The organism is Prosthecobacter sp. (assembly GCF_014879935.1).
Classification (GTDB): domain Bacteria; phylum Verrucomicrobiota; class Verrucomicrobiia; order Verrucomicrobiales; family Verrucomicrobiaceae; genus Prosthecobacter.
Map to the genome: position 1 here is coordinate 22,644 of NZ_JACSRD010000091.1, position 20,046 is coordinate 42,689.

Annotated in this window: 14 protein-coding genes and 1 pseudogene; 7 read left to right on the forward strand and 8 right to left on the reverse strand. The window is 60.0% G+C overall.

The window, feature by feature from the left end:
- Positions 1-33 precede the first annotated feature (33 nt).
- On the reverse strand, positions 34-1,041 hold the full coding sequence (gene rfaD / locus IAE77_RS05415) for an ADP-glyceromanno-heptose 6-epimerase (protein WP_294222958.1): 1,008 nt from the start codon (positions 1,039-1,041) through the stop codon (positions 34-36).
- 50 nt (positions 1,042-1,091) lie between these two features.
- Positions 1,092-1,655, reverse strand: a complete 564-nt coding sequence (locus tag IAE77_RS05420) for a hypothetical protein (RefSeq protein WP_294222962.1) — start codon at positions 1,653-1,655, stop codon at positions 1,092-1,094.
- A gap of 310 nt (positions 1,656-1,965) precedes the next feature.
- Here IAE77_RS05420 and IAE77_RS05425 point away from each other — a divergent pair, with 310 nt between their 5' ends.
- From IAE77_RS05425 to IAE77_RS05435, 3 genes are read left to right on the forward strand one after another with little or no spacing between them, the layout of a single operon-like run.
- Positions 1,966-2,928 carry a thiamine pyrophosphate-dependent dehydrogenase E1 component subunit alpha gene (locus IAE77_RS05425; RefSeq protein ID WP_294222965.1) on the forward strand — a complete coding sequence of 321 codons (963 nt, stop codon included), beginning with the start codon at positions 1,966-1,968 and terminating at the stop codon, positions 2,926-2,928.
- The gene (locus IAE77_RS05430) at positions 2,925-3,890 is read left to right on the forward strand and encodes an alpha-ketoacid dehydrogenase subunit beta (protein ID WP_294222968.1); all 966 of its coding nucleotides are present in this window, start codon (positions 2,925-2,927) and stop codon (positions 3,888-3,890) included. The genes IAE77_RS05425 and IAE77_RS05430 overlap by 4 nt, the downstream gene beginning before the upstream one ends.
- 36 nt (positions 3,891-3,926) lie before the next feature.
- Entirely contained in the window at positions 3,927-5,162 is a 1,236-nt protein-coding gene (locus IAE77_RS05435) for a dihydrolipoamide acetyltransferase family protein (protein WP_294222971.1), read from the forward strand.
- Between the two features lie 81 nt (positions 5,163-5,243).
- On the opposite strand, the gene IAE77_RS05440 is transcribed toward IAE77_RS05435, so the two are convergent.
- The 4 genes from IAE77_RS05440 to IAE77_RS05455 all read right to left on the reverse strand — a co-directional run bounded on the left by IAE77_RS05440 (position 5,244) and on the right by IAE77_RS05455 (position 14,696).
- Positions 5,244-7,073, reverse strand: coding sequence for a serine/threonine-protein kinase (locus tag IAE77_RS05440; RefSeq protein WP_294222974.1), 1,830 nt, complete (start codon positions 7,071-7,073; stop codon positions 5,244-5,246).
- A 104-nt stretch (positions 7,074-7,177) separates the two neighbouring features.
- Positions 7,178-8,245 (reverse strand): hypothetical protein, encoded by a 1,068-nt coding sequence (locus IAE77_RS05445; protein ID WP_294222976.1) that lies wholly within the window; start codon positions 8,243-8,245, stop codon positions 7,178-7,180.
- 30 nt (positions 8,246-8,275) lie between these two features.
- Complete coding sequence (locus IAE77_RS05450) at positions 8,276-8,821, reverse strand: hypothetical protein (RefSeq protein WP_294222980.1); 546 nt, start codon at positions 8,819-8,821, stop codon at positions 8,276-8,278.
- A 37-nt stretch (positions 8,822-8,858) separates the two neighbouring features.
- Positions 8,859-14,696, reverse strand: coding sequence for a hypothetical protein (locus tag IAE77_RS05455; protein ID WP_294222999.1), 5,838 nt, complete (start codon positions 14,694-14,696; stop codon positions 8,859-8,861).
- Between the two features lie 39 nt (positions 14,697-14,735).
- Here IAE77_RS05455 and IAE77_RS05460 point away from each other — a divergent pair, with 39 nt between their 5' ends.
- Genes IAE77_RS05460 through IAE77_RS05470 form a run of 3 tightly spaced genes read left to right on the forward strand, consistent with a single transcriptional unit; the run spans position 14,736 to position 18,285 of the window.
- Positions 14,736-16,229, forward strand: coding sequence for a type IV secretion system DNA-binding domain-containing protein (locus tag IAE77_RS05460; protein ID WP_294222982.1), 1,494 nt, complete (start codon positions 14,736-14,738; stop codon positions 16,227-16,229).
- A gap of 47 nt (positions 16,230-16,276) precedes the next feature.
- The gene (locus IAE77_RS05465) at positions 16,277-17,824 is read left to right on the forward strand and encodes a hypothetical protein (RefSeq protein WP_294222985.1); all 1,548 of its coding nucleotides are present in this window, start codon (positions 16,277-16,279) and stop codon (positions 17,822-17,824) included.
- 26 nt (positions 17,825-17,850) lie between these two features.
- A complete protein-coding gene (locus tag IAE77_RS05470; RefSeq protein ID WP_294222987.1) occupies positions 17,851-18,285 on the forward strand; it encodes a cyclic nucleotide-binding domain-containing protein in 435 nt (144 codons plus the stop codon).
- Positions 18,286-18,415: 130 nt separating this feature from the next.
- On the opposite strand, the gene IAE77_RS05475 is transcribed toward IAE77_RS05470, so the two are convergent.
- Positions 18,416-18,829 (reverse strand): hypothetical protein, encoded by a 414-nt coding sequence (locus IAE77_RS05475; RefSeq protein ID WP_294222990.1) that lies wholly within the window; start codon positions 18,827-18,829, stop codon positions 18,416-18,418.
- A 108-nt stretch (positions 18,830-18,937) separates the two neighbouring features.
- Here IAE77_RS05475 and IAE77_RS05480 point away from each other — a divergent pair, with 108 nt between their 5' ends.
- Positions 18,938-19,669: a hypothetical protein gene (locus tag IAE77_RS05480; protein ID WP_294222993.1), complete on the forward strand. Its 732-nt coding sequence runs from the start codon at positions 18,938-18,940 to the stop codon at positions 19,667-19,669.
- 94 nt (positions 19,670-19,763) lie between these two features.
- Here IAE77_RS05480 and IAE77_RS05485 read toward each other — a convergent pair.
- Positions 19,764-20,046 (reverse strand): annotated as a pseudogene (locus IAE77_RS05485) (hypothetical protein); the annotation flags it as partial.

Below are 20,046 nucleotides of genomic sequence, written 5' to 3' on the forward strand. Positions count from 1 at the left end.
TGGCCGCTTCAGATTGGTGCTGAACCTGGGGCGTTAGGCCACAGGCTCATCGCCAAGCCGCTTGTCCGGCACGAGGTAGCCTTGGACGTAATCACGCACGGCTTCGGTGAGCGCGGTGATTTCCTGGGTGAAGCCGGAGGCGCGGAGTTTGGCGATGTCGGCGCAGGTGTAGTATTGATACTTCGATTGCAGGTGCTCCGGCATGTCGATGAACTCGATGACGGGCTCTTTGCCGAGCGCGGTGAAGATGGCGGTGGCGAGCTCGACCCAGGTGTGGGCTTTGCCGGAGCCGAGATTGAAAAGACCGCCTGCGCTGTGGGTTTCGGCGAGGTGGAGCGTCATGCGGATGGCGTCCTTCACGTAGAGGAAGTCGCGCATCTGCTCGCCGTGCTTGTAATCGGGGCGGTGGGATTTGAAGAGCTGCACCTTGCCGGTGGCGAGGATTTGACCGCAGGCCTTGTGCACGAGGCTGCGCATGTCGGCCTTGTGGTCCTCGTTGGGGCCATAGACGTTGAAGTACTTGAGCCCGACGATCTTCGGCAGCCAGCCCTCACGCTTCGCGTGGAGGTCGAAGAGGTGCTTCGAGTAGCCGTACATGTTTAGCGGGCGCAGCTTGTGAATGTCCGGGTCCTGGTCGTTCATGCCGTGGGCTCCATCGCCATAGGTGGCGGCGGAGGAGGCATAGACAAAGCGCGTCTGATTCGCGAGCGACCACTGGCAGAGCTGCTTGGTGAACTCGTAGTTGTTCCGCATGAGGTAGTCCGCATCGCGTTCCGTGGTGGCGGAGCAGGCACCGAGATGCAGGACGTGGTCAAAGCGTCCGAGTTTCGCAGGCGAATGCTGCACGGCCTGGAGGAGGTCGTTGCCGTCGATGTAATCGGCAAAGCGCAGCGGAACGAGGTTCTTCCATTTCTCGTCTGTGCTGAGGCGGTCGCAGACGACGATGTTTTCGCAGCCACGGCGGTTCAGCTCCCAGACGAGGGCGCTGCCGATGAATCCGGCCCCGCCGGTGATAAGGATGCGACTTTCCGTGTTCTTCATGTTTCCCGCTGGTAACGGGAAAAGCGGCCGGATTCAAGCCGGAGCTTTTTTCAGGCGGCTGCGAGCGTTTCTGGCTCGGTCGTGGTGAGAACGGGGATGTGTTCGCGCCACAGTGCTGGATGCAGGAAGACCTCCCGCGCATCGGACTCCCACTCCCCAGCCCAACCAACCAAGGATTCCATGACGATGGACTGCGGGCATTGAATCGCCGGATAGAGCCACTGCTGGGCTCCGACCACCAGCTTCGGGATCAAGGCATGCCCGTGGAATTCGATCTCCCAGCCGAGCAAGAGAGGTTCCTCGTCGGTAAAACCTGCGAGGCCGAGGGGGTGCTCCACCCAGCCCACGAGCCCGCTGCCGTTCAGCGCATCCCAGACCTCGCGGGATTCCAAATCGACCTTCACGGCAAAGCCGGTGGTCGTAGGTGCCCCGCCATTGACCGGATCACGGCTGACAAGGCCAAAGAGGATGCTCTTCGGACAGTCGGCAGGAACCAAATCGACCTGGAAACCGAAGCGGATCGGATGATTGGGGAGGACCAGGCTGCCGTAGCTTAGGACGTGGAAGTCGGCGAACGCAGGATCGGTGGTGACAGAAGCGAGGAGCGATTCCATGGATTTCTAAAAAATTCAGATTACTTTATAAAATTTCGGCTCCATTATTGAAATTTCAAGAATATTATTTTACAGCTCGTTCAAAGTCACTGGGAATCTCAAAAAATTCAATTCTGTGGGGAAGCGGATCGAATGCCAGTTTCGGGACCAAATATCGCTTTATGGACAGCATTCAGCCATGTGAGGCGGTTGACGAAACTGCCGCGCTAGGTACTTCGTATGCCCCGTGGCAACTGCGCTAGCAACCAACAGCACTGAAGGGGACCAGACGGTCGCCTTTCGGGATCAATTTCTTCTGGCTCACCGGCACATGCTTTTGTCGCGGGTGCTGGAAGAGAAGCTGGGCTCTCTTTACCGGGCTGGCGGCAGGATTGTGGGCGGCGTGTATCTGGGGAAGGGGCAGGAGGCGTTCAGTGCCGCGCTTGGGATCCAATTGCGTAAGGGCCGGGACATCTACGGGCCGCTGATTCGCGATCAGGCCGGGCGGATCGCCTTTGGTGAGTCGCTCCTCGATGCTGTCCGCACGTATCTCGGGGCGGTGACGGGGCCGATGCGCGGCCGGGATGGCAACATCCATCGTGGCAGGCCCAAGGAAGGCTTGATGGCGATGATCAGCCACTTGGGAAGCCTTGTTTCAGTGGTGGCGGGCGGATTGTTCGCCCGCAGGCTGGCAGGAACGCTGCATGACAGTGTCGGAGCCACCAGCATCGGTGATGGCGGGACATCCACAGGTGCGTTTCATGAAGGCCTGAACATGGCTGCTGTCGAAAAGCTGCCGCTGGTGATCAGCGTCGCGAACAATCAATACGCCTACTCCACGCCGAATTGCCGTCAGTATGCCTGCGTGGATCTCGTGGACCGGGCGAAAGGCTACGGGGTGCAGGGTGTGGCCGTGGATGCCACCGACCTGGGCCAGTGCCTGGAAGCCTTTGACGCCGCCGTTAAGCGGGCGCGGAACGGAGAAGGGCCGCAGATGGTCGTGGGCCATCTCCTGCGCCTCTCCGGGCATGGTGAGCACGATGACGCCTCCTACATCCCCGAAACAGCGAGGAAGGGACCGTCCTCCGTCGATTGCCTTCCTGCCGCGGAGCGGCGCATCATCGATGAAGGCTGGATGAACGAAAACGAACTCAAAGACCTCTTCACCGAGGCACGCGGCAAGGTGGATCAGGCCGTCGCCAAAGTTTCCAAGGAAGCGACCCCCGATCCCTTCAAGGAAAAATGGCAGGCGCTTTCCAGCGAGGAGCTTGCGGAGGGCCACCACGAGGCATGAGCATCACTTATCTTGAGGCCATTCGCGAGGCGCAGTACGAGGCCCTGCGCAACAACCCTTCGGTCTTCCTGTACGGACAGGACATCGGCAGCTTCGGCGGCGCGTTCAAGGCCACGAAGAACCTCAACAAGGAATTTCCCGGCCGCGTGTTTGACTCCCCCATCAGCGAGGACGCCATGGTCGGCATGGCCGTCGGCGCGGCGGTCGAAGGAGCGCGTCCGATCGTGGAGATGCAGTTCGCGGATTTCTCCTCCGTCGGATTCAACCAGATCGTCAATCAAGCCGCCACCCTCTATTGGCGCACGAGCACGCCCTGTCCCATCACGATCCGCATGCCTTCGGGCGGCACCGCAGGCAGCGGCCCCTTCCACAGCCAGTCGATGGAGGCGATCTACGCCCACTATCCCGGCCTCGTGATCGTCACGCCTGCCACGGTGGAGGATGCCTACTGGATGCTGCTCGACAGCATCGCGATCAACGACCCCGTCATCTACTGCGAGCACAAGTTTCTTTATTACCACCTCAAGGCGGACGAGATCGGCACTCGCACCCTGCCGATCGGCAAGGCCCGCATCGCCCGGCCCGGACGCCACGCCACCATCGTGACCTACAGCGCCATGGTTCACGAGGCGCTGCGTGCCGCCGAGGAGCTCCAGCTCGACGGTTACTCCATCGAGGTGGTCGATCTGCGGTCGGTGAAGCCGATGGACACCGACACCATCCTGGCCTCCGTGGCGCGCACCGGACGTTTGCTCGCAGTCGGCGAGGCCTTTCCATGGGGCGGCGTCACGGCGGAAATCATCGCCCGCGTCGCCAGTGAGGGCTTCCATCTGCTGGACGCGCCGCCCATGCGCCTGAATTCCAAGGACACGCCCATTCCATACCATCCGAACCTGTGGAAGGCGCACCGCCCGACCATCGCCACCATCGCCGCCGCGCTCCGCCGCCTCCTGCGCTATTGATTCCGGCATTCGTCACTCTTCATTCGTCCTTCCGCAATGCCCTCCATTCCCATTTTGATGCCCCAGCTGGGCGAATCCATCGCCGAAGCCACCGTCATTCGCATTCTGGTCGAGCCGGGACGCCAGATCGAGGCCGGCAGCGATCTGTTCGAGGTCGAGACGAACAAGGCCACCATGGCCGTTTCGGCTCCCTGCGCGGGAAAAATCGGCCAGATCGTCGCCACACCGCAGACGAGCTATGCCGTGGGCGCCACGCTGGCCTCCTTCGAGATTTCCGAGGAGGATGCGCAGGCGTTGGGCTTCAGTGATTCGCCCAAACCGTCCCTTTCCTCCCACGCCGGCAATGCTGCGGATGTGGTGGAGAATCTTCATTTCCAGATCAGCGATGACGACGTGATCTCCACTCGTCAGCCCACGGTCGAGCCAGTGGTCAGCGGCGCTCTGCCGGTGCCCGCCGGCGCCACCGGGGCCAGTTACATTTCCCCTCGAATGCGTGCCCGCATGCTCGAACTCGGGCTCAATGCTGCCGACCTCGCGGGCGTTCCTGGCACGGGAGCCGGCGGCCGCGTCACCGTTGAGGATTTCGAGGCCTTCCTGCGTGCACTGGAGCAGCATCGCATGACTCCGGCCTCGCCCATGCGCATCGCGGTGGCGGATTCGATGCGCCGTAGCTGGACGCGGCCGCTCGCCACCGTGGGCAGCCCCGTCATGCTCGACGCCTTGCTGGCGCATCGCAGAAAGGCCGATCCGAAACCCGGTCCCGCGCTTTACGTCATCCGCGCTCTGGCGCTGGCGCTGGCGGAAAACACCGCCGTTGCCGGCCGTCTCATCGGCAGCCGCATCGTGCATCCGCGTGCCATCGACATCGGATTTGCCGTTGAAGTCGAAGACGGCGTCATGGTGCCGACGTTGCGGGAGGTCGAGAAGACGCCGCTAGCCAAACTGGTGATGACCTACAACAAACTTGTCGAGCAAGCCCGCGCCCGCCGCCTGCCGAGTGATGTGAACCGCCCCGGAATCGCCACTGTCACCAATTTTGGCACCTTCGGCATCGTCTGGGCCACGCCCATCCCGCTTCCCGAGCAGAATCTCGTGCTGGGCCTCGGTGCCGGCAGCAAAGTGCCGCATTGGAGTGATGAGGTGAACCAGTTCATTCCCGTCACAGAGGCGGAACTCACTCTGAGCTTCGATCACCGGGTCCTGGATGGCGGTGGCGCTGGCCGCCTGCTCAAACGCGTGGCGGATCTCCTGCAAAGGCCGGAAGATCTGTGATCAAGTCCGCATTCTGAGCACTGCGACGGGGGCAAGCCGACTGCTCGCGTGACTGGTGCGAGACGATGATTCGTTGGCGCGTCAGTCGTCGTCCCGGTTGAAGAAGCGACCGATCGATTTTCCGGCACGCTGGATGAAATTGGGATCTTCTTTGACGATTTTTTTCCGCGTGAAGCCGCCAGAGCCCACCGCAGGAGGTGGCGAACGCCATTCGAGGTCATCCGGTTCCTCCATCAGCGCCATCGCAGTGAGTGTCGGGCCATCGAGCAATCCGTTCGGCACCAGGCTGTTTTTGGCCTGGAAGAGGATGATGGCATTGTGGGTGCCTTTGCCTTCCTTGCCGTCCTGCGTCGAACTGTAGAGCTGTTTTTCCTTCAGCAAGCCCTGAACCTTGTAGAGAAGCTTGCGGCGTCCACTTTCAGAGTAGGTGGCTTGGGGTGGGGTGGGGAACAACATCTCGAAGGGCCAGCTCCCGTTCGGAGGCTCCGTGACCGGCGGCTGAATCATCCCAGGATTCGGCGGCGTCGCCGGAGCTGCGGCGACGGTGGGTGCCGCGGCAGTCTGGCTGGACGCTGGCAGCGCCACAGTTGGTGTGCCAGCAGTCTGCGCAGGTGCCGCCGACGGCGCTGCGACGACCGTTGGCATGGCAGCCGGGCTCGTTGGTGCTGCTGTGACGACTGAAACGGATGCTGGAGCCGCTGTGGGAGTTTGCGGAACAACTGCTGGCGCAGGTGGCGGAGTTGCGGCGACTGCCGGCACGGGCGTTTCGGGCTTTGCCGGCGCGGGTGCCGCGGTGACGGCCGTCTTTTCCTCAGCGATGACCGGTTGCGGTGCGGGCTTTGGTCCCTGTTCGGCGATTGCCGGCTTGGAGTCTGGCTTCAAATACATCGCAGCTCCGGCTCCCAGCACGACCAGGGCCGCTGCGGCTGCGTAGATCGGCGTTCGTCCACGGGGGGCTTTCGATGCTCCCGCCACTTTCGCCGTGGGTGAGTAAGCCTGTGTCACCGCTGACGTTCCGCCCTTGAGGCCGAGCAGTTCGAGCAGTTTCCCTGCGCTCGGCGGGCGCAGCGACGGATCTTTGTGCAGGCAGGCTGCGATCACCTCCTCCCACTCCTTCGGAATGCGGTCGCTCGCCTTGATTTCGAGTTCCTCGCGGCGCTCTTCCATCCTGGCGGGAATCTTGGAGGTGATCTGCGTGGCGATGTCGCCGCGGAAGAACGGCGGCTTGCCGGAGAGCAGCTCGTAAATGGTCGCTCCCAGTGAGTAGATGTCATCCGCCGGTGACGGACGGTCTCCCATCGCCTGCTGGGGACTCATATAGGGCAGGGTGCCGCTGATGCCCATCTGCGACATCGAAAGCCGGCTCATCGTGTCCGAAATGCTGCGGGAGATGCCGAAGTCCGCGATCTTGGCCACGCGATCCTTCTTGGTGACCATGATGTTGGCCGGTTTGAGGTCGCGATGAACGATCTTCCGCTGAAAGTGGGCATAATCGAGCGCGTCACACACGCCGGGCAGGATGTCCGCGAGTTCCTCGGCCGAAAACACGACGGGATCGCGTGTCATGCGCAGGTCGGACAGCGTCTGCCCTTCCACAAACTCCATCGAGATCGCGGCGGAATCGTCATCATCCACGAAGTCATAGATGCGGATGATGTGCGGGTGGGAAAGATCGAGTCCGCGGCGGGTTTCCGTCTTCAGCTCCTTCACCGCCGCCTGGTCCAGGCCGACGAGGTTCGGCAGGAACTTCAGCGCCACCTCTCGCTCCAGCTTCGTGTCCATCGCCAGCCACACCACGCCCATGCCACCACGGCCGATGATGCGATCCAGCTTGTAGCGGTTGAAGACCATCGTGCCGCTGCCGGGCGCGTTGACTTTGATGGTCTGGTCGAAGTTCTCAGGAGACGACATGGGAAGTGAAGTAGGACTGATTAGCCGCGCCAAGATGCACTGTGACGTGCCCGGTCGCAAGCCGTCGGCACAGGCGGTTTCCGGAGCATTGGTCGGGGTTCAGATCACTTCAGATGACCGCTCACGCTGTATTGCGCTGGCGGAGCCGGTTTGTTCCCGGCGGGATTCCCCAGGGCTGAGCGGACGCTCTCAGCCTTTTTGGCCCTGGCGATGCGTTGCTGGTCATCAAGCTGGTCACCGAGCTCGGTTTTGAACTCCCGTTTGAGCTTCTTCGCATCCTTTTCGGCATGCTCGGCGGCGGCCTGGGTGATTTCGAGATGGTCCCGCCCGTCCTTGAGATATTCTCCAGCTTTGCGCACACGCGTGGCCCGGCGCGAGGCATCGTGATCCAGTTTTTCCTTCACGCTCTCACCCATGTGCTTGATCTCATCTGTCATGGTGCGGCGGGCTTTGAAGACTTTTTCACCCCCCTGGCGGAATTCATTCGCCATGCCCGTTGTTTTGCCCTCGCCGCGGTTCATGGAAAACTTCACGTTGTCCATGTTGACGCCTTGTTTCTCGAGTTCGTCGAGCGCCTGCTTGCTTTCCGCCTCGCCGGGCTGGTAGTGGCCGCTGCGGTCGCTCACCTCGTTGATGAAGCCCTGCTTGTCCACGATCAGCTCACCAGCGCCAGCCACTTTCTCGCCCGCAAGGAAGCTGGAGTGATGCACATGCACCTGCCGGCCTGTGGAGTCTGTCTGGCTGGTGGCCGCCTGGCTCTCCTTGATGAAGACCTGGCCTTCACCATCCATGGCAAAGATGTGTTCAGCGCCTTTTTTGACCTCCGGGCCGCTCAGTCGCATGTTCTCCGCACCGGTGGCATCGCGACCGGGCCGCAAGTGCATGCGGTGTTCCTCCCGCTGCTCCTCGTTCATGTATTGGGTGGTCGCGGATCCTTCCCGCCAGGATTCGTCAGTGGCAGGTTCCTGACCTTGCTGGGCCCGATTAGCGTCCGTTTTCTTTCGCAGCCAGTCCTTCTCATGCGCTTCCACCTCCTGTCCCTTCACGTTCACCTTTTGCGCGGCGCTGTTCTTCTCCCCTTCCTGGTATTCCTGCCCCATGGGTTTGGTTTTGAGCCTTGATTGCTTCTCGGGCGCCAGATCGCTGTCCATTTGGGAGTCGGAGGAGGGCATGATGGGAAAATGGCGGGTTGGGGCTGGGTTTTACTGCTTCTGCCAGGCGTAGGCGTTGTCGGCCCACGTTTCGGGCTTCCCATCCTCGCCCGAGTTCCACACAAGAATGTCCTGTGACACGGATTTGTCCGGGGCGGACGGGTCGCTGATGCTGCCGTCGCCATCGAAGTCAAAAGCCACATAAAACTTCCCAGGACTCAAGGCTTGGGTGAGACCAGCCCCGCTGAGGTAGTTTACGCCGGCCTCGTTGAGGCTTTTCTGGCTGCCATTGAGCGCTTCAAGCATGGCCGCATCCACCACAAAGACACGCTTTTCATCGGCGGGCGTTCCTTCAGGCAGTGGCCGCATGCCACGCTTCGCATGGAAGGTCCGGATCGCATTCGTCAGCTTCCTGCACTGGTCACGCGCGATGGAAACCGGCGAATAATCGCCTTTTCCATGCACTTCCGGAGGAATAGGGCGGCTCATGGCCTCTTCGTCGGTATTGGGCGGTGTCGTGAACATCACCTTCGAGGCGAGGAAGGCTCCGATGGCGAGCACGGATACTGCGACGAGGATCTTCGTTGGTCTGCTCATGGTGGGCGGTGGATGGCGTGTTTGAGCCGGGATACGATCAATGTTTGCCGATGACGGGCGCGTTGACTTTCTTGGCCGGAACTTGTTTGACGGGTGATTTCCAATTTGCGCGCAGCGAACCCGGCGCGGCGTCGTGCTTGGCCGGTTGCTCGCCAGCACCGTGGTTGAGTTGCTCTTGTACTGTCGGTTTGAGGCGGTGGTCGCGTTGGGCACGATCTGCGGCCCTGGAGAGGGTGTCTTTGTTTGTCTCGACAGATGCCGATGCTTTGAGGCCGCTTTTCAAATCCTTCCCGTCAACCATTGGCTGGCTTTGATTGAGGCTGTTCGCATGGTCGATCAATTGAGACAGAAGCTCTTCCGCCCCGGCCATCTTTTGCTGGCCGAATTCCTGAAGAACGGCCTTCTGTTCTTGTTTCAGATTTTCCATCTGGCCGACCAGCGCCTTCGCTTCAGCCCCCTGGTTGACGACATCACGGGCAGCGTTCATCAGGCCATCGTCGAGATTTCTTTTCGAGTCATTGCGCTGTTTGGTGGCTTCCCGTTTCTCGTTCTGGTAGTGTTCACGCGCCTTTTCGAGGCTGCCATGCTGCATCACTGCCTTGGCCCGCTCCAGTGGCCCGGGGTTTTTGAGTGCTGCGATCCGCTTGTCGCAATGCTGGATGCGCTCGTCCGCCTGTTGATAGCCGAGCTTCGCCTTTTCAACACGCTCGCGTTGCTCGCCATTCTCGATACGGGATGGGTCTTGTTCAAAATCGCCACACTTTTGGATCAACATTTGATCGTGGGCTTCGTCCAGTTGCCGGATTTCCTTCTGGAGGAGGTTCACCTTGTCGATGACAGGCTTCCATTCATCAACCAACCCGTCCAGGTCTTCACCGGGGCCGCCATACGCCACATCATACTTGTCACCGAAGCCTTTCTTGATCGCGGCTTTGATGTCCTGGGCTGTGAACTCGCGTTTGATCTCTGATTTGGCCAGCGACGCCGCAGCAAAACCGGACGCGGCTTGCAGCCGGGCTTGATGGCGTTCAGCGGCTGGTTCGTCGAGGTCTTCCGCGAAATGGACTTTGTCCACCTTTTCCACGCCTTCGAGGGCTTGCTTCTCCGCATCAAGCTCCTCATTGAGGGCTGCGAGCCTGTTTTTGCGGTCGTCCACGGCCATGCCTCTCTTCAGTGTCTCGACACGTACTTCCCAGTTGTCGAGGTCCTCATAGAGCTCGTTAAGCTGGGCTTTCTTGGCTTCGACACGTTCGTCCCCAGGTTCGATGCCGGGCGATTTCTCGAGAGCTTCGAGTTCTCCCTCCAACCGCTCGATCTCCGCCCGTAGCGGCTCGATTTCGCGCTTTTCGATCAGGCGCACCTCGATCGCCTGACGGTCTGCCATGTTGGAAGGTTTCACCGCGCCTGAGATTTTGCCGGCTATGTCGCGATAGTTGGGCCTGTTGCCTTCCTGCAGGTCTGCGGCCACCTGGTTGTGAGGGAAGTGATCGTTGATCGCTTTGTCGATCTGTTCGTCAGTCATGCTGGTCTTGGGCGCCAATGACGCCTCGTCTTCCGGCGGCGGCGGCGCTGGGTATTTAGGGGCCTTGGCGAGCAAATCCTGATTTGGTTGGAGGGGCGGGTTCTCTACCAGCGGCGGGGCCACCGGCATGCCATCTCCTGCATCCTTGGCCTTGGCACTGATCTTGGTCTTTGGCTTTTTGGACATTTCCTGGTCCGGTGGCGGCGGGGCGGGAGAGTTTGGTACGTTGTCCGCCAGTTCTTGACCCGGCTGGCCAGGCTGGTTGACGGAAACGGCCTCATGCGATTGAGCCGCGCCTTGTTGACTCACTTTCACCTGCGTCGGCGGCTTGACCGCGTTCAGCAGGTCTTGTTTGATGGAAACTGAGACAGCGTCCTGGGCCAGGTCATCAAGCTCCTTCTCCAACTGTTCGAGCTGCTCCTTCACCGCTGCTTGCTTTTGTGCGTAGGACTCTTTTGTGGCACCGCTGGCCATGCTGCGTAGCCGGGCACCAACCTTGCCTTGTTGAAGTTTTCCCAACTCCTTTTCGTATCGAGCTTGCTCTGCCTCCAATTTGGCTATCTGCTGTTTCAGAGCGATGCCTTTTTCCCTGTTGGCGGGATCTGGGATGATCTCCGGCCGCATTTTGAATTCGCGGGCGGCCATGGCCACGTTGGCCTGGTATTGCTGGTAGGGCACCTGATCGATGTTTCTCCGCAACTCCTCTTCCTGAAGCTTGAGAGGAGTGCCGGGATTCGCCTCGGAACGAGCTGAGGGTTTGATGCCACCTTTTCGGTCGCTGTCCGGTGCCATCTGGTTGCCTGGCTCCATGGCGTCTTTCACCTCGGTTCCCACAGCGACACGCTGATCTGGCCTCTTTTCCCGGATGGCTTGAGCTTCGGCCGTTTTCTCTTCCTTGTATTGCTGGATGAGAGCTTCCTGCTGGCCCTTGAGCTCCGCGATCTGAGCCTTGATGGAAAGCGTTTCAGGGTCCTTTTCAACGAGAGGTCCGACTGCAGCATTGATGGCTGGGTAGAGCTGCCCCTCGGCGGCTCCCTTCTTTTGGACGGCTTCCTTTTTCTCTTTCTTGTAATGTTCCTTGGCTGCTTCAACGCTGCCGTGCTGCTGAATCGCCGCAGCCGTCGTCTGTTCATCCGGATTTTCCAGACCAGCCAGTTGGTTGTCGCATTGCTGGATGATCTCCTCCGCTTGCAGGAGTTCAGCTTTGGCTCCCTCCGCTTTCGCCCGCACTGCGGCGTCTTCAATCAAGGACGGGTTCTCCGCGAGTTGTTTGACGAGATCCTCGCGCTTTTGGTCGAGCTTGTTGTTGAGCTCCGCCCGCTGCATCTGGAGCACGTTCAACTGATCGATCACCGGCTGCATCAGGGCCGCCGTTTCTTGAACCAGCGCATTTAGCTTCGCATCCTGCGCCAGTTCGTCCTGCAACTCACCTTGGACCTCTTCTGGCAGGTTCTCGGGCTGATTGTTTCGTTTCCGAGTGAGGCGCGACTTAAACTCCGATCTGTAGGCTTCAGCGATGGCGTGAGGGCTCGAATGCAGTGGACGATAACCCGGTTGATCCAACTGCATGCCCTCCATCACCAGCACACTTGCGTCTATCAGCTTGGGCTTTCTGTAGAGCTCCAGATTTTCCTGCTGGAGTTGTTCGGGCTTGTCGTTCGTGGTCACCCGGGCGGGGGCTTTTTCCTTCTCCTTGAGGGCTTCCGCCTCTGCTTTGGCCTCCGCCTTCGCCGGGGCGACACGATACTTGCGTGCCGCGCGATTCATGGCCTCCTTGTTGGCTTCGAGGCGCAGCTCACATTGTGACAGGTCCTGGTAAAGCTCGCCAAGTTGCTCCTTCTTGGCCTCGATGCGTTCGTCCCCAGCCTCGATGCCGGGCGTTTGCTCCAGCTCTGCGAGCTCCGCCTTGACCCGCTCGATCTCCTTCTGAAGCGGCTTGAGAACCAAAATCTGGGTCAAGCGCGCCTCCACGGCGGCCCGCTTTGCCTGATGGTCGCTACCGGGCGGGAACATGTCCATCGCGTATTGGCGGGGGGCGAATTCATCGCCCTCTGCCACATCCTTCATGATGGCTTGCCCCGGCAGGTTTTCGAGGATGAACTGATCGATCCCTTCGGCATCCAATTCGACGAATTCGGGAATCTCCATCAAGTCAGACAGCTTGTCCTCAAAGGGGGGGAGTTTGGCCATGATCGCTCTTTTGCGCTCAGCCAGCTCTGCCGGGTTCATGTCGCCGGTGGGCTTGTCCGCGATGGCTTTGGCCTCTTGTCGGTATTGCTCCAACTCATCTGGAGACATCAGGTTGGGGGACTTCCAACCAATGGGAGCAGGCGGGGCTTTTGGGCCATTCGGGAGCATATCTGAATCAGGTTGAATGGGCTGGTTTTCCACCTGGGGCGGATTGGCGTCGTTGCCTGGGGCTTCTTCTCCCGGTTGTGGCTGGGGCTGTCGCTGCTGAGCTTCCTGGCCGGTTCCGGTCATCTGGTGGAGTTGGTCCCGGCCGGAGTTCAGTTCCCGGACGATCGCGGCTTCACTTTGCAGGAGCTGCCTGCGAGTTTCGTCGGCTTGTTTGCGTGCTGAGTGGCTTTTGCCTTCGGGCGCTTCCATTCTCGCCATCTCCTGGCGGACTTCAGCCAGTTTGACCTCGAGTTCGTCCACTTCTGCCTGCTTGGCACGATATTGCTCCTGCTGGGCGGGATCCATTGCTTGGTAGGCGGCGTATTCGGGATTGAGTTTGGCCTGGCTCACGCTCTCATCGCTGCGCATTTGATACGCGTTTTTCTTGTCCTGCATGAGGTGCAAAGTGGCCTGCCGCTCTTTCTCAATGGCACCGATGTAGGAGGTGCTTGGGGCGTCGGATTCGATTCCGGCTTTCTCCTGATTCTGGATGGCGGCCTGATAAGTCTGCTGGTTGAATTCGGCGACTATGACCATGTCTCCCACGCCTTCCTGAGCAAGCCGGATGGCGGTCTGCAGGTCGGTAAGGCGTTTCACCGCGCCGTCAATCTCCTCATCGCTCAGGCCCTGGTCGCCATTCGGCGGGCGCACAGCCTGCAACTGCCTGCGCAACTCCTCAGGGTCTGTGGCGAGGATTTTCGCGGCGGTGTCCTTGTGTATCATTTTGGGCATGCCGGGCACTACTTTGGCCTGCATCTCTGGCGAACGCTGCAACATCTCGTCACGGTCTATTTCAGGGAAGGCCAGGTCGTTGTCGATTCCAGTGACTTTGCCGGAGGATGGGGCGATAAAGATGTTGCCGGCATGGCGGTCGATCTGGCCGGTGATGTAGTCGAGCACCTCGAGGTCATGAACCCCGTGTTGCACCTGCGGGGCGGAGTAGTCGGTGTCCAAGAACGCGATGTTTGGTTCCCCGTAGTCATTTTCACCGTGCTCGCTACGTACGCCTGCGCCATCGCACTGAACGCTGACGCCGTAGAGCACCCCCTTCTCATCCACGGCAAATTTTTCCTCGGCGCAGACATTGAGTTCGAGCAGTTTGTCCACCTCATGCGAGGCGACCGCGCGGGCCAGGAGGCGACGATCTCCCCCCTGCTTGGCTGAGCGCATGCTTTTGTTGTCCTGGAACAGCTCGGCGCTGGATTCAGCGACACTGTCGATCGAGTTGGTCAGGTTGATGGCGGCGTTGAACTGCCGCTTCACCTTCTGGTATTCCTGGATGCTCGGCGTGTTGTTGCGGACATCAAGCAAGCGCTGCTTTTCCTCCTCGGGATTGGCGCTGATGTGTTTTAGCTTGTTCAGTTGCTTGGTTAGTGAATCGACCGCATCGCTGTGTGCATCGATGGCTGCTTCGTCTGGAGGGGATGCGTTTTGAGCGGCTTCGAGCTGCTCCTTTGCTTCCTGCAGCATCTTCTCATGGCCCGTGATCTGTGCGTCGATGTTCTCCAGGATGTGCCGGTCTTTGATCCACTGTTTGACCTTGGGCTCTTGTTCAAGATCCATGTAGATGTCTTGCAGACGATCCGCCTCATTTTGCCGTGCCTGGGCGACCTGAGGATCGTCGGAGAATTGTTTTTTTGCAAAGCCCAGCGCCTCGCCGTTCTTGCCGAGAGAGCGATTGAAGCGGGCATCCACCATGAAGGTTTCATTCGCCTGAGCGGCGGACATCTCTGTGTTTTCACGAAAGGAGAAATCCTGGCTGGAGAGTGTGTCCTGGGGGTCGAAGCGAAGTTTTTCAGGCATGGTGGCAATTTTGTGCACTGAGTTAGCCGCGCGGTCCGCAAAGTGTGACGGAGAAGACCTGGAATGGGCACCACCGGGTGCTTGTGACCATTGCAGACGGCAGCGAAAGGACAGGAAGGAACCGGATCGAACAACAAGCGGCCACCTTGTCACACTCTGCAAGCCAAGGGCTATTTGGAGGCAGATTCGCACATGTTTTCCTTCCTCAAATTCCTCACCGCCGTCGGAATCGCCGGTTTTGGCGTCTGGTACATGCTTCAATACGACCGCATCAATGAAGTCACGGGCGGTGTCGCCTTCATCTGCGTGCTCGGGGCCATGGTGCTGCTGAAATGGCAGCCGGATTTCTCTCCGAAGGACTACATTGTCCAGTACAAGAACCTCAAGTGGCTGCCGGGTGAGTTCACGCGTCATTGGCTGATCACGGGGGACACGGGGGTTGGCAAGACGACCTCCGGTTTCAATCCGCTGCTGCATCAAATCAGCGTCAGCCGGCCGAACTGGGGCGGCCTGATCCTGGGCGCGAAGGGGGATGAGCATTTCTTCGCCATGGAGCACTTCACCGGGCACGGCAGGCCGGAGGCCGTGTGTGTGCTGGCCGTGCGCCCAGATCGCATGGACCGCACCTGGCAGCCGAAGGAACGCTACAACCTCGTCTCTGACAAACGCCTGCCCTACACCACGCACGCGAAAAACCTCGTTGATACCGGGGCCTCACTCACGGAGGGGGAGCAGTCTTCCTTCTTCAAGCCGGCGGCGCAGCAGGCGCTCACCAGCGCCTTCGAATTGCTCGAAACCCTCGGCAAGCCGGTGAACGTGCTCCGCGCCTACGAGTTCCTCACGGACAAGTCGAACATGGAGGAGCTTTTCAACGAGCTGCTTGATGCGGAGAGCACACCAGAGCGCATTAAACTGGCCAAATACTTCGACCAGACCTTCCTCAGCGCCCAGGCTGCGGAGCAGAAGGAAGGCCTCGTGGGCACGCTGAAGGTCATGCTGGGCTTTTTCACGCATCCTGACATCGCCGAGGTGTTCTGCTCTGACGAACCCAACACCATCGACATCCAGGATGTGGACAAAGGCCGCGTTTTCTGCACCGCGATGCCGCAGACCTTCCAGACTGAACGCCGCTACATCAATACCTACCTGAAGCTGCTCTTTTACACGCATGCCATGATGCGCTTCGACAAACCGAAGAAGGAGCGCAAGACCGAGAACCTGCTCATCGCCCTGATGGACGAGTTCCAGGCGCTCGCCACCGCCAGCGAGGACGGCATTTCCGACCATAACGTGATCGACCGTCTCCGTGCCGCGAACTGCTGCCTGATTCTCGGCATGCAGAGTGATGCCTCCCTCTTTCCGGTGCTCGGCAAAGAAACGGCCCAGGTGCTCACCCTCAACTGCCGCTCCCGCATCGCCTTCCGCCAGCCCGATCCCGAAGGAGCGCAGGCCGTGGCCGAGTTCATCGCCAAGATCGAGAAGAAGAAAAAATCCACCTCCTCCGGCTTCCTCGGCAAGGATCGCAGCACCACCATCAACAAGGAGTGGGACTACGAGGTGCAGCCCGGCGAGCTCATGAAGATGCCAGACGCTACCGCCTGGATCGTCCACCCGTCCAAAAACAAAATCAGGCTGCGCATCCCCGCCATGGATGGTGCCGGGAAGATCCCGGACTGGTGGAAGTGAACCTGTGAAACACGTTTTTAACACCAACCTCCCAGCCTCAAATCATTATGCCTAGTGAACAAGTCCGCCAAGCTGCTGAGAACATCCTCGCTCAGTTAAAAAGCAAGCCTGACAAAGATGATAATCCCGTCGCTCCTGACGCTTCTATCGGAAGTGAGCTTTTCCAGCAGGTTGAATCGTCTGATCTAACTCCAACCGAAAAGCAGGAGGTCTATAGACTAGTTGCCAACGGCATTGCAGAAATGGAGATGCAGGAAGCGCAGAGGGTGAATCAACCAAACACGTATTTACGCGGAAACAACGCCCGCACACGTTTTGCTGCGGATTACATGAAGGCTTATGCCGGAGAATACAACAATGCCGTAATGGACGTCGCCTTCGAGGAGGTGAGCAAAGTGAACTTCGATGATCCTGCGGTAGCACAACACGGCGTGCCCACTCCGTCAACGCCAGCTAACGATAATAGATGGAAGCCTGAAACGATTCAGAAGGCCAAAGAGCAGTATGTGCAGTTTGCGAGTTCCGTGATCAAAGCCACGGAAACTCAGATGGACAAGCTGACGCCTGATAATCAACAGTTTCTCCAGGCTCTCGTGAAGCCTGCTCAGAAGGCCAACCAACCGGATGCCGTGAATGCAGCCTTGTCGAGTACTCTGCTGCTTCGCAATGCTCAGCCGGCAATCATGGACACATGTGGACTGCTTGCAGATGCAAGCCTCGTGAACGATCCACAACTAAAGCAGAAAGGTCAGTTTTCGAGGCAAGCGGCAGGGATTGTGATGTCCTATGCGAACAAGGTGAACGCGCCCGCTGGCGAGGGCACCGGCGGCGGAGCCGGTCCCATCGTGGCGCAACTCCGTACAGAACAAAATGTGAAACGCACACAAGCGATCTATGCGGCGCTCGCGGAAAGTGATGATGCATTGGAAACGGCACTGCAGCAGCACGGCGAGCAGCAACCGCTGACCCTCAGTCCGGCAGCAGCCCAGCTCAAAAAGGCCACATCGGGTCTTCGCGAACAGCATCTAGCAAATCAAGAAGCTGCGAAGGAGAGGCGAATACAGCGGCAGGCGGCGCAACAGCCAGAAGCACCGCAGCAGGGGGAGGAGCAACAGCCAGAAGCACCGCAGCAGGGGGTGGCGCAACAGCCAGAAGCGCCGCAGCAGGGAGCAGCCGTTGACGGCGCGGGAAAGAAATCCCGCTTCGCCAGCGTCCGGGACAGCCTGGCATCCGGTGCCAATCGGCTCAAGAATGCAGTTGGCAATAAACTTGAGAACAAAGGAAAGGAGCAAAAGCTCGGTGATGTGGCTCCCGAAAAAGTCGAACTCTACAAAAGCATGCAGGAAGCGCTCAAAGAAATGGAACGCCTGGAGGGGGAGGCCGCCATCGGCGCCGCAATGAGCAGCCGGCAGGGAACGAAGGATTTTCAGAACCCGCAGATTCCGAACACCATCGAGAATCTCAAAGCAGAGATTGCAAGCATGGAGAAGAATGACCCAGGTCTCAAGCAGCTCGGCCGCGGCAAGGTGGGGCAGGTCGTGCACAGCAAGATCCGAGACGCAGCCAAGGCGGTCGGCAGCAAGCTGAAAGCCTGAGTTCCATCGTTCAAACGTCATCCCCCATGCCTTCCCTCACTCCCCTCCTCGCCAATTTCTCCGCCCAGGAACTTCAGCAACTCGCCTCGTTTGGTGACTCACGAACTTTCCAACCGGGTGACGTCGTCATCCGTCAAGGTGACGACAATGACCACCTTTACCTCGTGCTGAAAGGCCGGCTGGAGGTGTTCCAGGATGTCGAAGGCCCCGATCTGAGCGTGGCGGTGCTGGAGGCGGGCGATTCGCTCGGTGAAGTCAGCGTGTTCGATCCTGGACCCGCCAGCGCCTTGGTGAAGTCAGTGGCGGAGTCCGAAGTCTGGCTGATCACCCGTGACAGCCTGGACAATCTCTTCGCCGCAAACCCGAAGGTGGCCTACCGGCTGGTGAGCCGCATCGCGACGTGTCTGTCGAAGCGCTTGCGGCAGATGAACGACCGGTTTGCTGACATGGCGAACCGGTGATGGACAGAGGTAGAGCACGCCGAGGGGATTGTTTTGTCTTGGCTCCGTCTCCACCGATTCCTATTCCCACCCTGTGGTGTGCGGGTGGGAAATGGAAAGGGCCTCCTGTTTCGATGACGTGTCCAGGGCCTTACTTGACGCCGTGGCCGTGTTTTCCTCCGGCGGGCTTCTCGCCGAGCTTCATGCCTTTCTTCGCCATCTCCTCGCGCACGCTTTGCAGGCCGGAACCGACGGCTTTGCCGATGGCCTTGCCGATGGCGGCTCCGGCTTTCTGGGCACCTTTGCCTCCCAGCGCACTGCCGATGGCTCCACCGATGCCGGCTCCGACGCCGCTACCGATGCCGCGGGCGTGATCGAGCGCCTTGTCCACGGCCACTCCGCCCACTTTGCCAGCGACATCACCGACGCCACGGCCGAGGGCCTGGCCGACGGTTTTGCCCTTGCCCCCTGCGATCGCGCCGCCGATGGCGGCTCCGACTCGTTTTCCGATGCCTTTGCCGATGCTGGCGGCGATGTTTTTGCCCTCGGGTGCCTGCTCTTCCACGGCGGGAGCCTCCGGGGGCGGCTGATGGACGGGGTTGTGAGCATTGACTGAAGGGGCGTTTGCCGGCGGCGGCACATCCGCGAGGTTTTGCTGTTGCTGTCCCTGACCTTGACCCTGTCCTTGTTGGAAAGCCTGCTGGTTTTGATGCATCTGCATCAGGCGGCCTGCCTGCTGCTGTGCCGCGTTATGCAGGGGCTGTGGCATGCCCATTTGCTGGAGCTGTTGCAGCTCCTGGTACATCTGAAACTTCTGCTGCTGCTGCTGGTCGTCGAGCTGCTGCTCCATGGGCAGTTGCTCCATCTGCTGAATCTGGAGGTTGAGCTGATCCAGTTTCTGCATCTGCAACTGGACAAGCTGCTGCTGGCGCTGCTGGACCATGTTCATCATCATCTGCTGCATTTGCGGCAGTGGCATCTGCTGCTGGAGCTGCTGCATGATCTGGATCTGCTGCTGCCGCATCTGGAGCACCTGCGGCTGGAGTTGCTGGTGTGGTGGCAGTTGGTCGAGTTGGTGGCCTTGCTCCATCACCTGCTGGACCTGCATCCTGAGCCTTTCGCCAGGATTGAGCTGCTGACCCGCTTGTTGCTGGTTTTGACCATTCATGTCAGGCGCGCCTGCTGCGTTGACCTGAGGGCCCTGTGCGGCGTTGTCCTGCTGCGGCGCGGCCTGCTGCGGCGCGGCCTGCGGTTGCTTGTGGTTGCCGATGACTGCGGAACCTTCGACTTGGGGTGGCGCCGCTGGCCTTTCGGGCTTCTGCCAGCCCGGGGCCGGTTGTGGCGGCGGGTTTCGATGCCCCCCGATCACATTCTGCGGCTGCGGCTGTGGTTGGGCGGGTTTTGAGGCGACAAATTTGTTCGCTTCCTGCTGTTGGGGTGCGTCTTCGGCCATGGTGAAAGGGGATGCGGGTTGTGGGAGAAATCGGGTCTGGTGGAAATCACATTTTCATGCCTTTGCCCATGCTGAGGGCTTTGCCCATGCCGCCGCCGAGCTTGTAACCTTCCTCCTGGAGGGACATGCGAACGGTTTTGATGCCTTGATCGACGCCTTTGCCGACGGAGCCGCCGATTTGTGATCCGACCTGCTCGCCTACTTGTGATCCGATCATGCCGCCGACCTGCTGGCCGATGGCTGTGCCCACCACGGGAATGGCGCTGCCCACTGCGGCTCCGATGGCCTTGCCACCGGCGGTGCCCACGGCCTTCCCGGCCGTGCCGCCG

Bases quoted from the DNA above. Each gene is read 5' to 3' on its own strand.
- rfaD (WP_294222958.1), bottom strand. From the start codon at position 1,041: ATGAAGAACACGGAAAGTCGCATCCTTATCACCGGCGGGGCCGGATTC.
- IAE77_RS05420 (WP_294222962.1), bottom strand. From the start codon at position 1,655: ATGGAATCGCTCCTCGCTTCTGTCACCACCGATCCTGCGTTCGCCGAC.
- IAE77_RS05425 (WP_294222965.1), top strand. From the start codon at position 1,966: ATGCTTTTGTCGCGGGTGCTGGAAGAGAAGCTGGGCTCTCTTTACCGG.
- IAE77_RS05430 (WP_294222968.1), top strand. From the start codon at position 2,925: ATGAGCATCACTTATCTTGAGGCCATTCGCGAGGCGCAGTACGAGGCC.
- IAE77_RS05435 (WP_294222971.1), top strand. From the start codon at position 3,927: ATGCCCTCCATTCCCATTTTGATGCCCCAGCTGGGCGAATCCATCGCC.
- IAE77_RS05440 (WP_294222974.1), bottom strand. From the start codon at position 7,073: ATGTCGTCTCCTGAGAACTTCGACCAGACCATCAAAGTCAACGCGCCC.
- IAE77_RS05445 (WP_294222976.1), bottom strand. From the start codon at position 8,245: ATGCCCTCCTCCGACTCCCAAATGGACAGCGATCTGGCGCCCGAGAAG.
- IAE77_RS05450 (WP_294222980.1), bottom strand. From the start codon at position 8,821: ATGAGCAGACCAACGAAGATCCTCGTCGCAGTATCCGTGCTCGCCATC.
- IAE77_RS05460 (WP_294222982.1), top strand. From the start codon at position 14,736: ATGTTTTCCTTCCTCAAATTCCTCACCGCCGTCGGAATCGCCGGTTTT.
- IAE77_RS05465 (WP_294222985.1), top strand. From the start codon at position 16,277: ATGCCTAGTGAACAAGTCCGCCAAGCTGCTGAGAACATCCTCGCTCAG.
- IAE77_RS05470 (WP_294222987.1), top strand. From the start codon at position 17,851: ATGCCTTCCCTCACTCCCCTCCTCGCCAATTTCTCCGCCCAGGAACTT.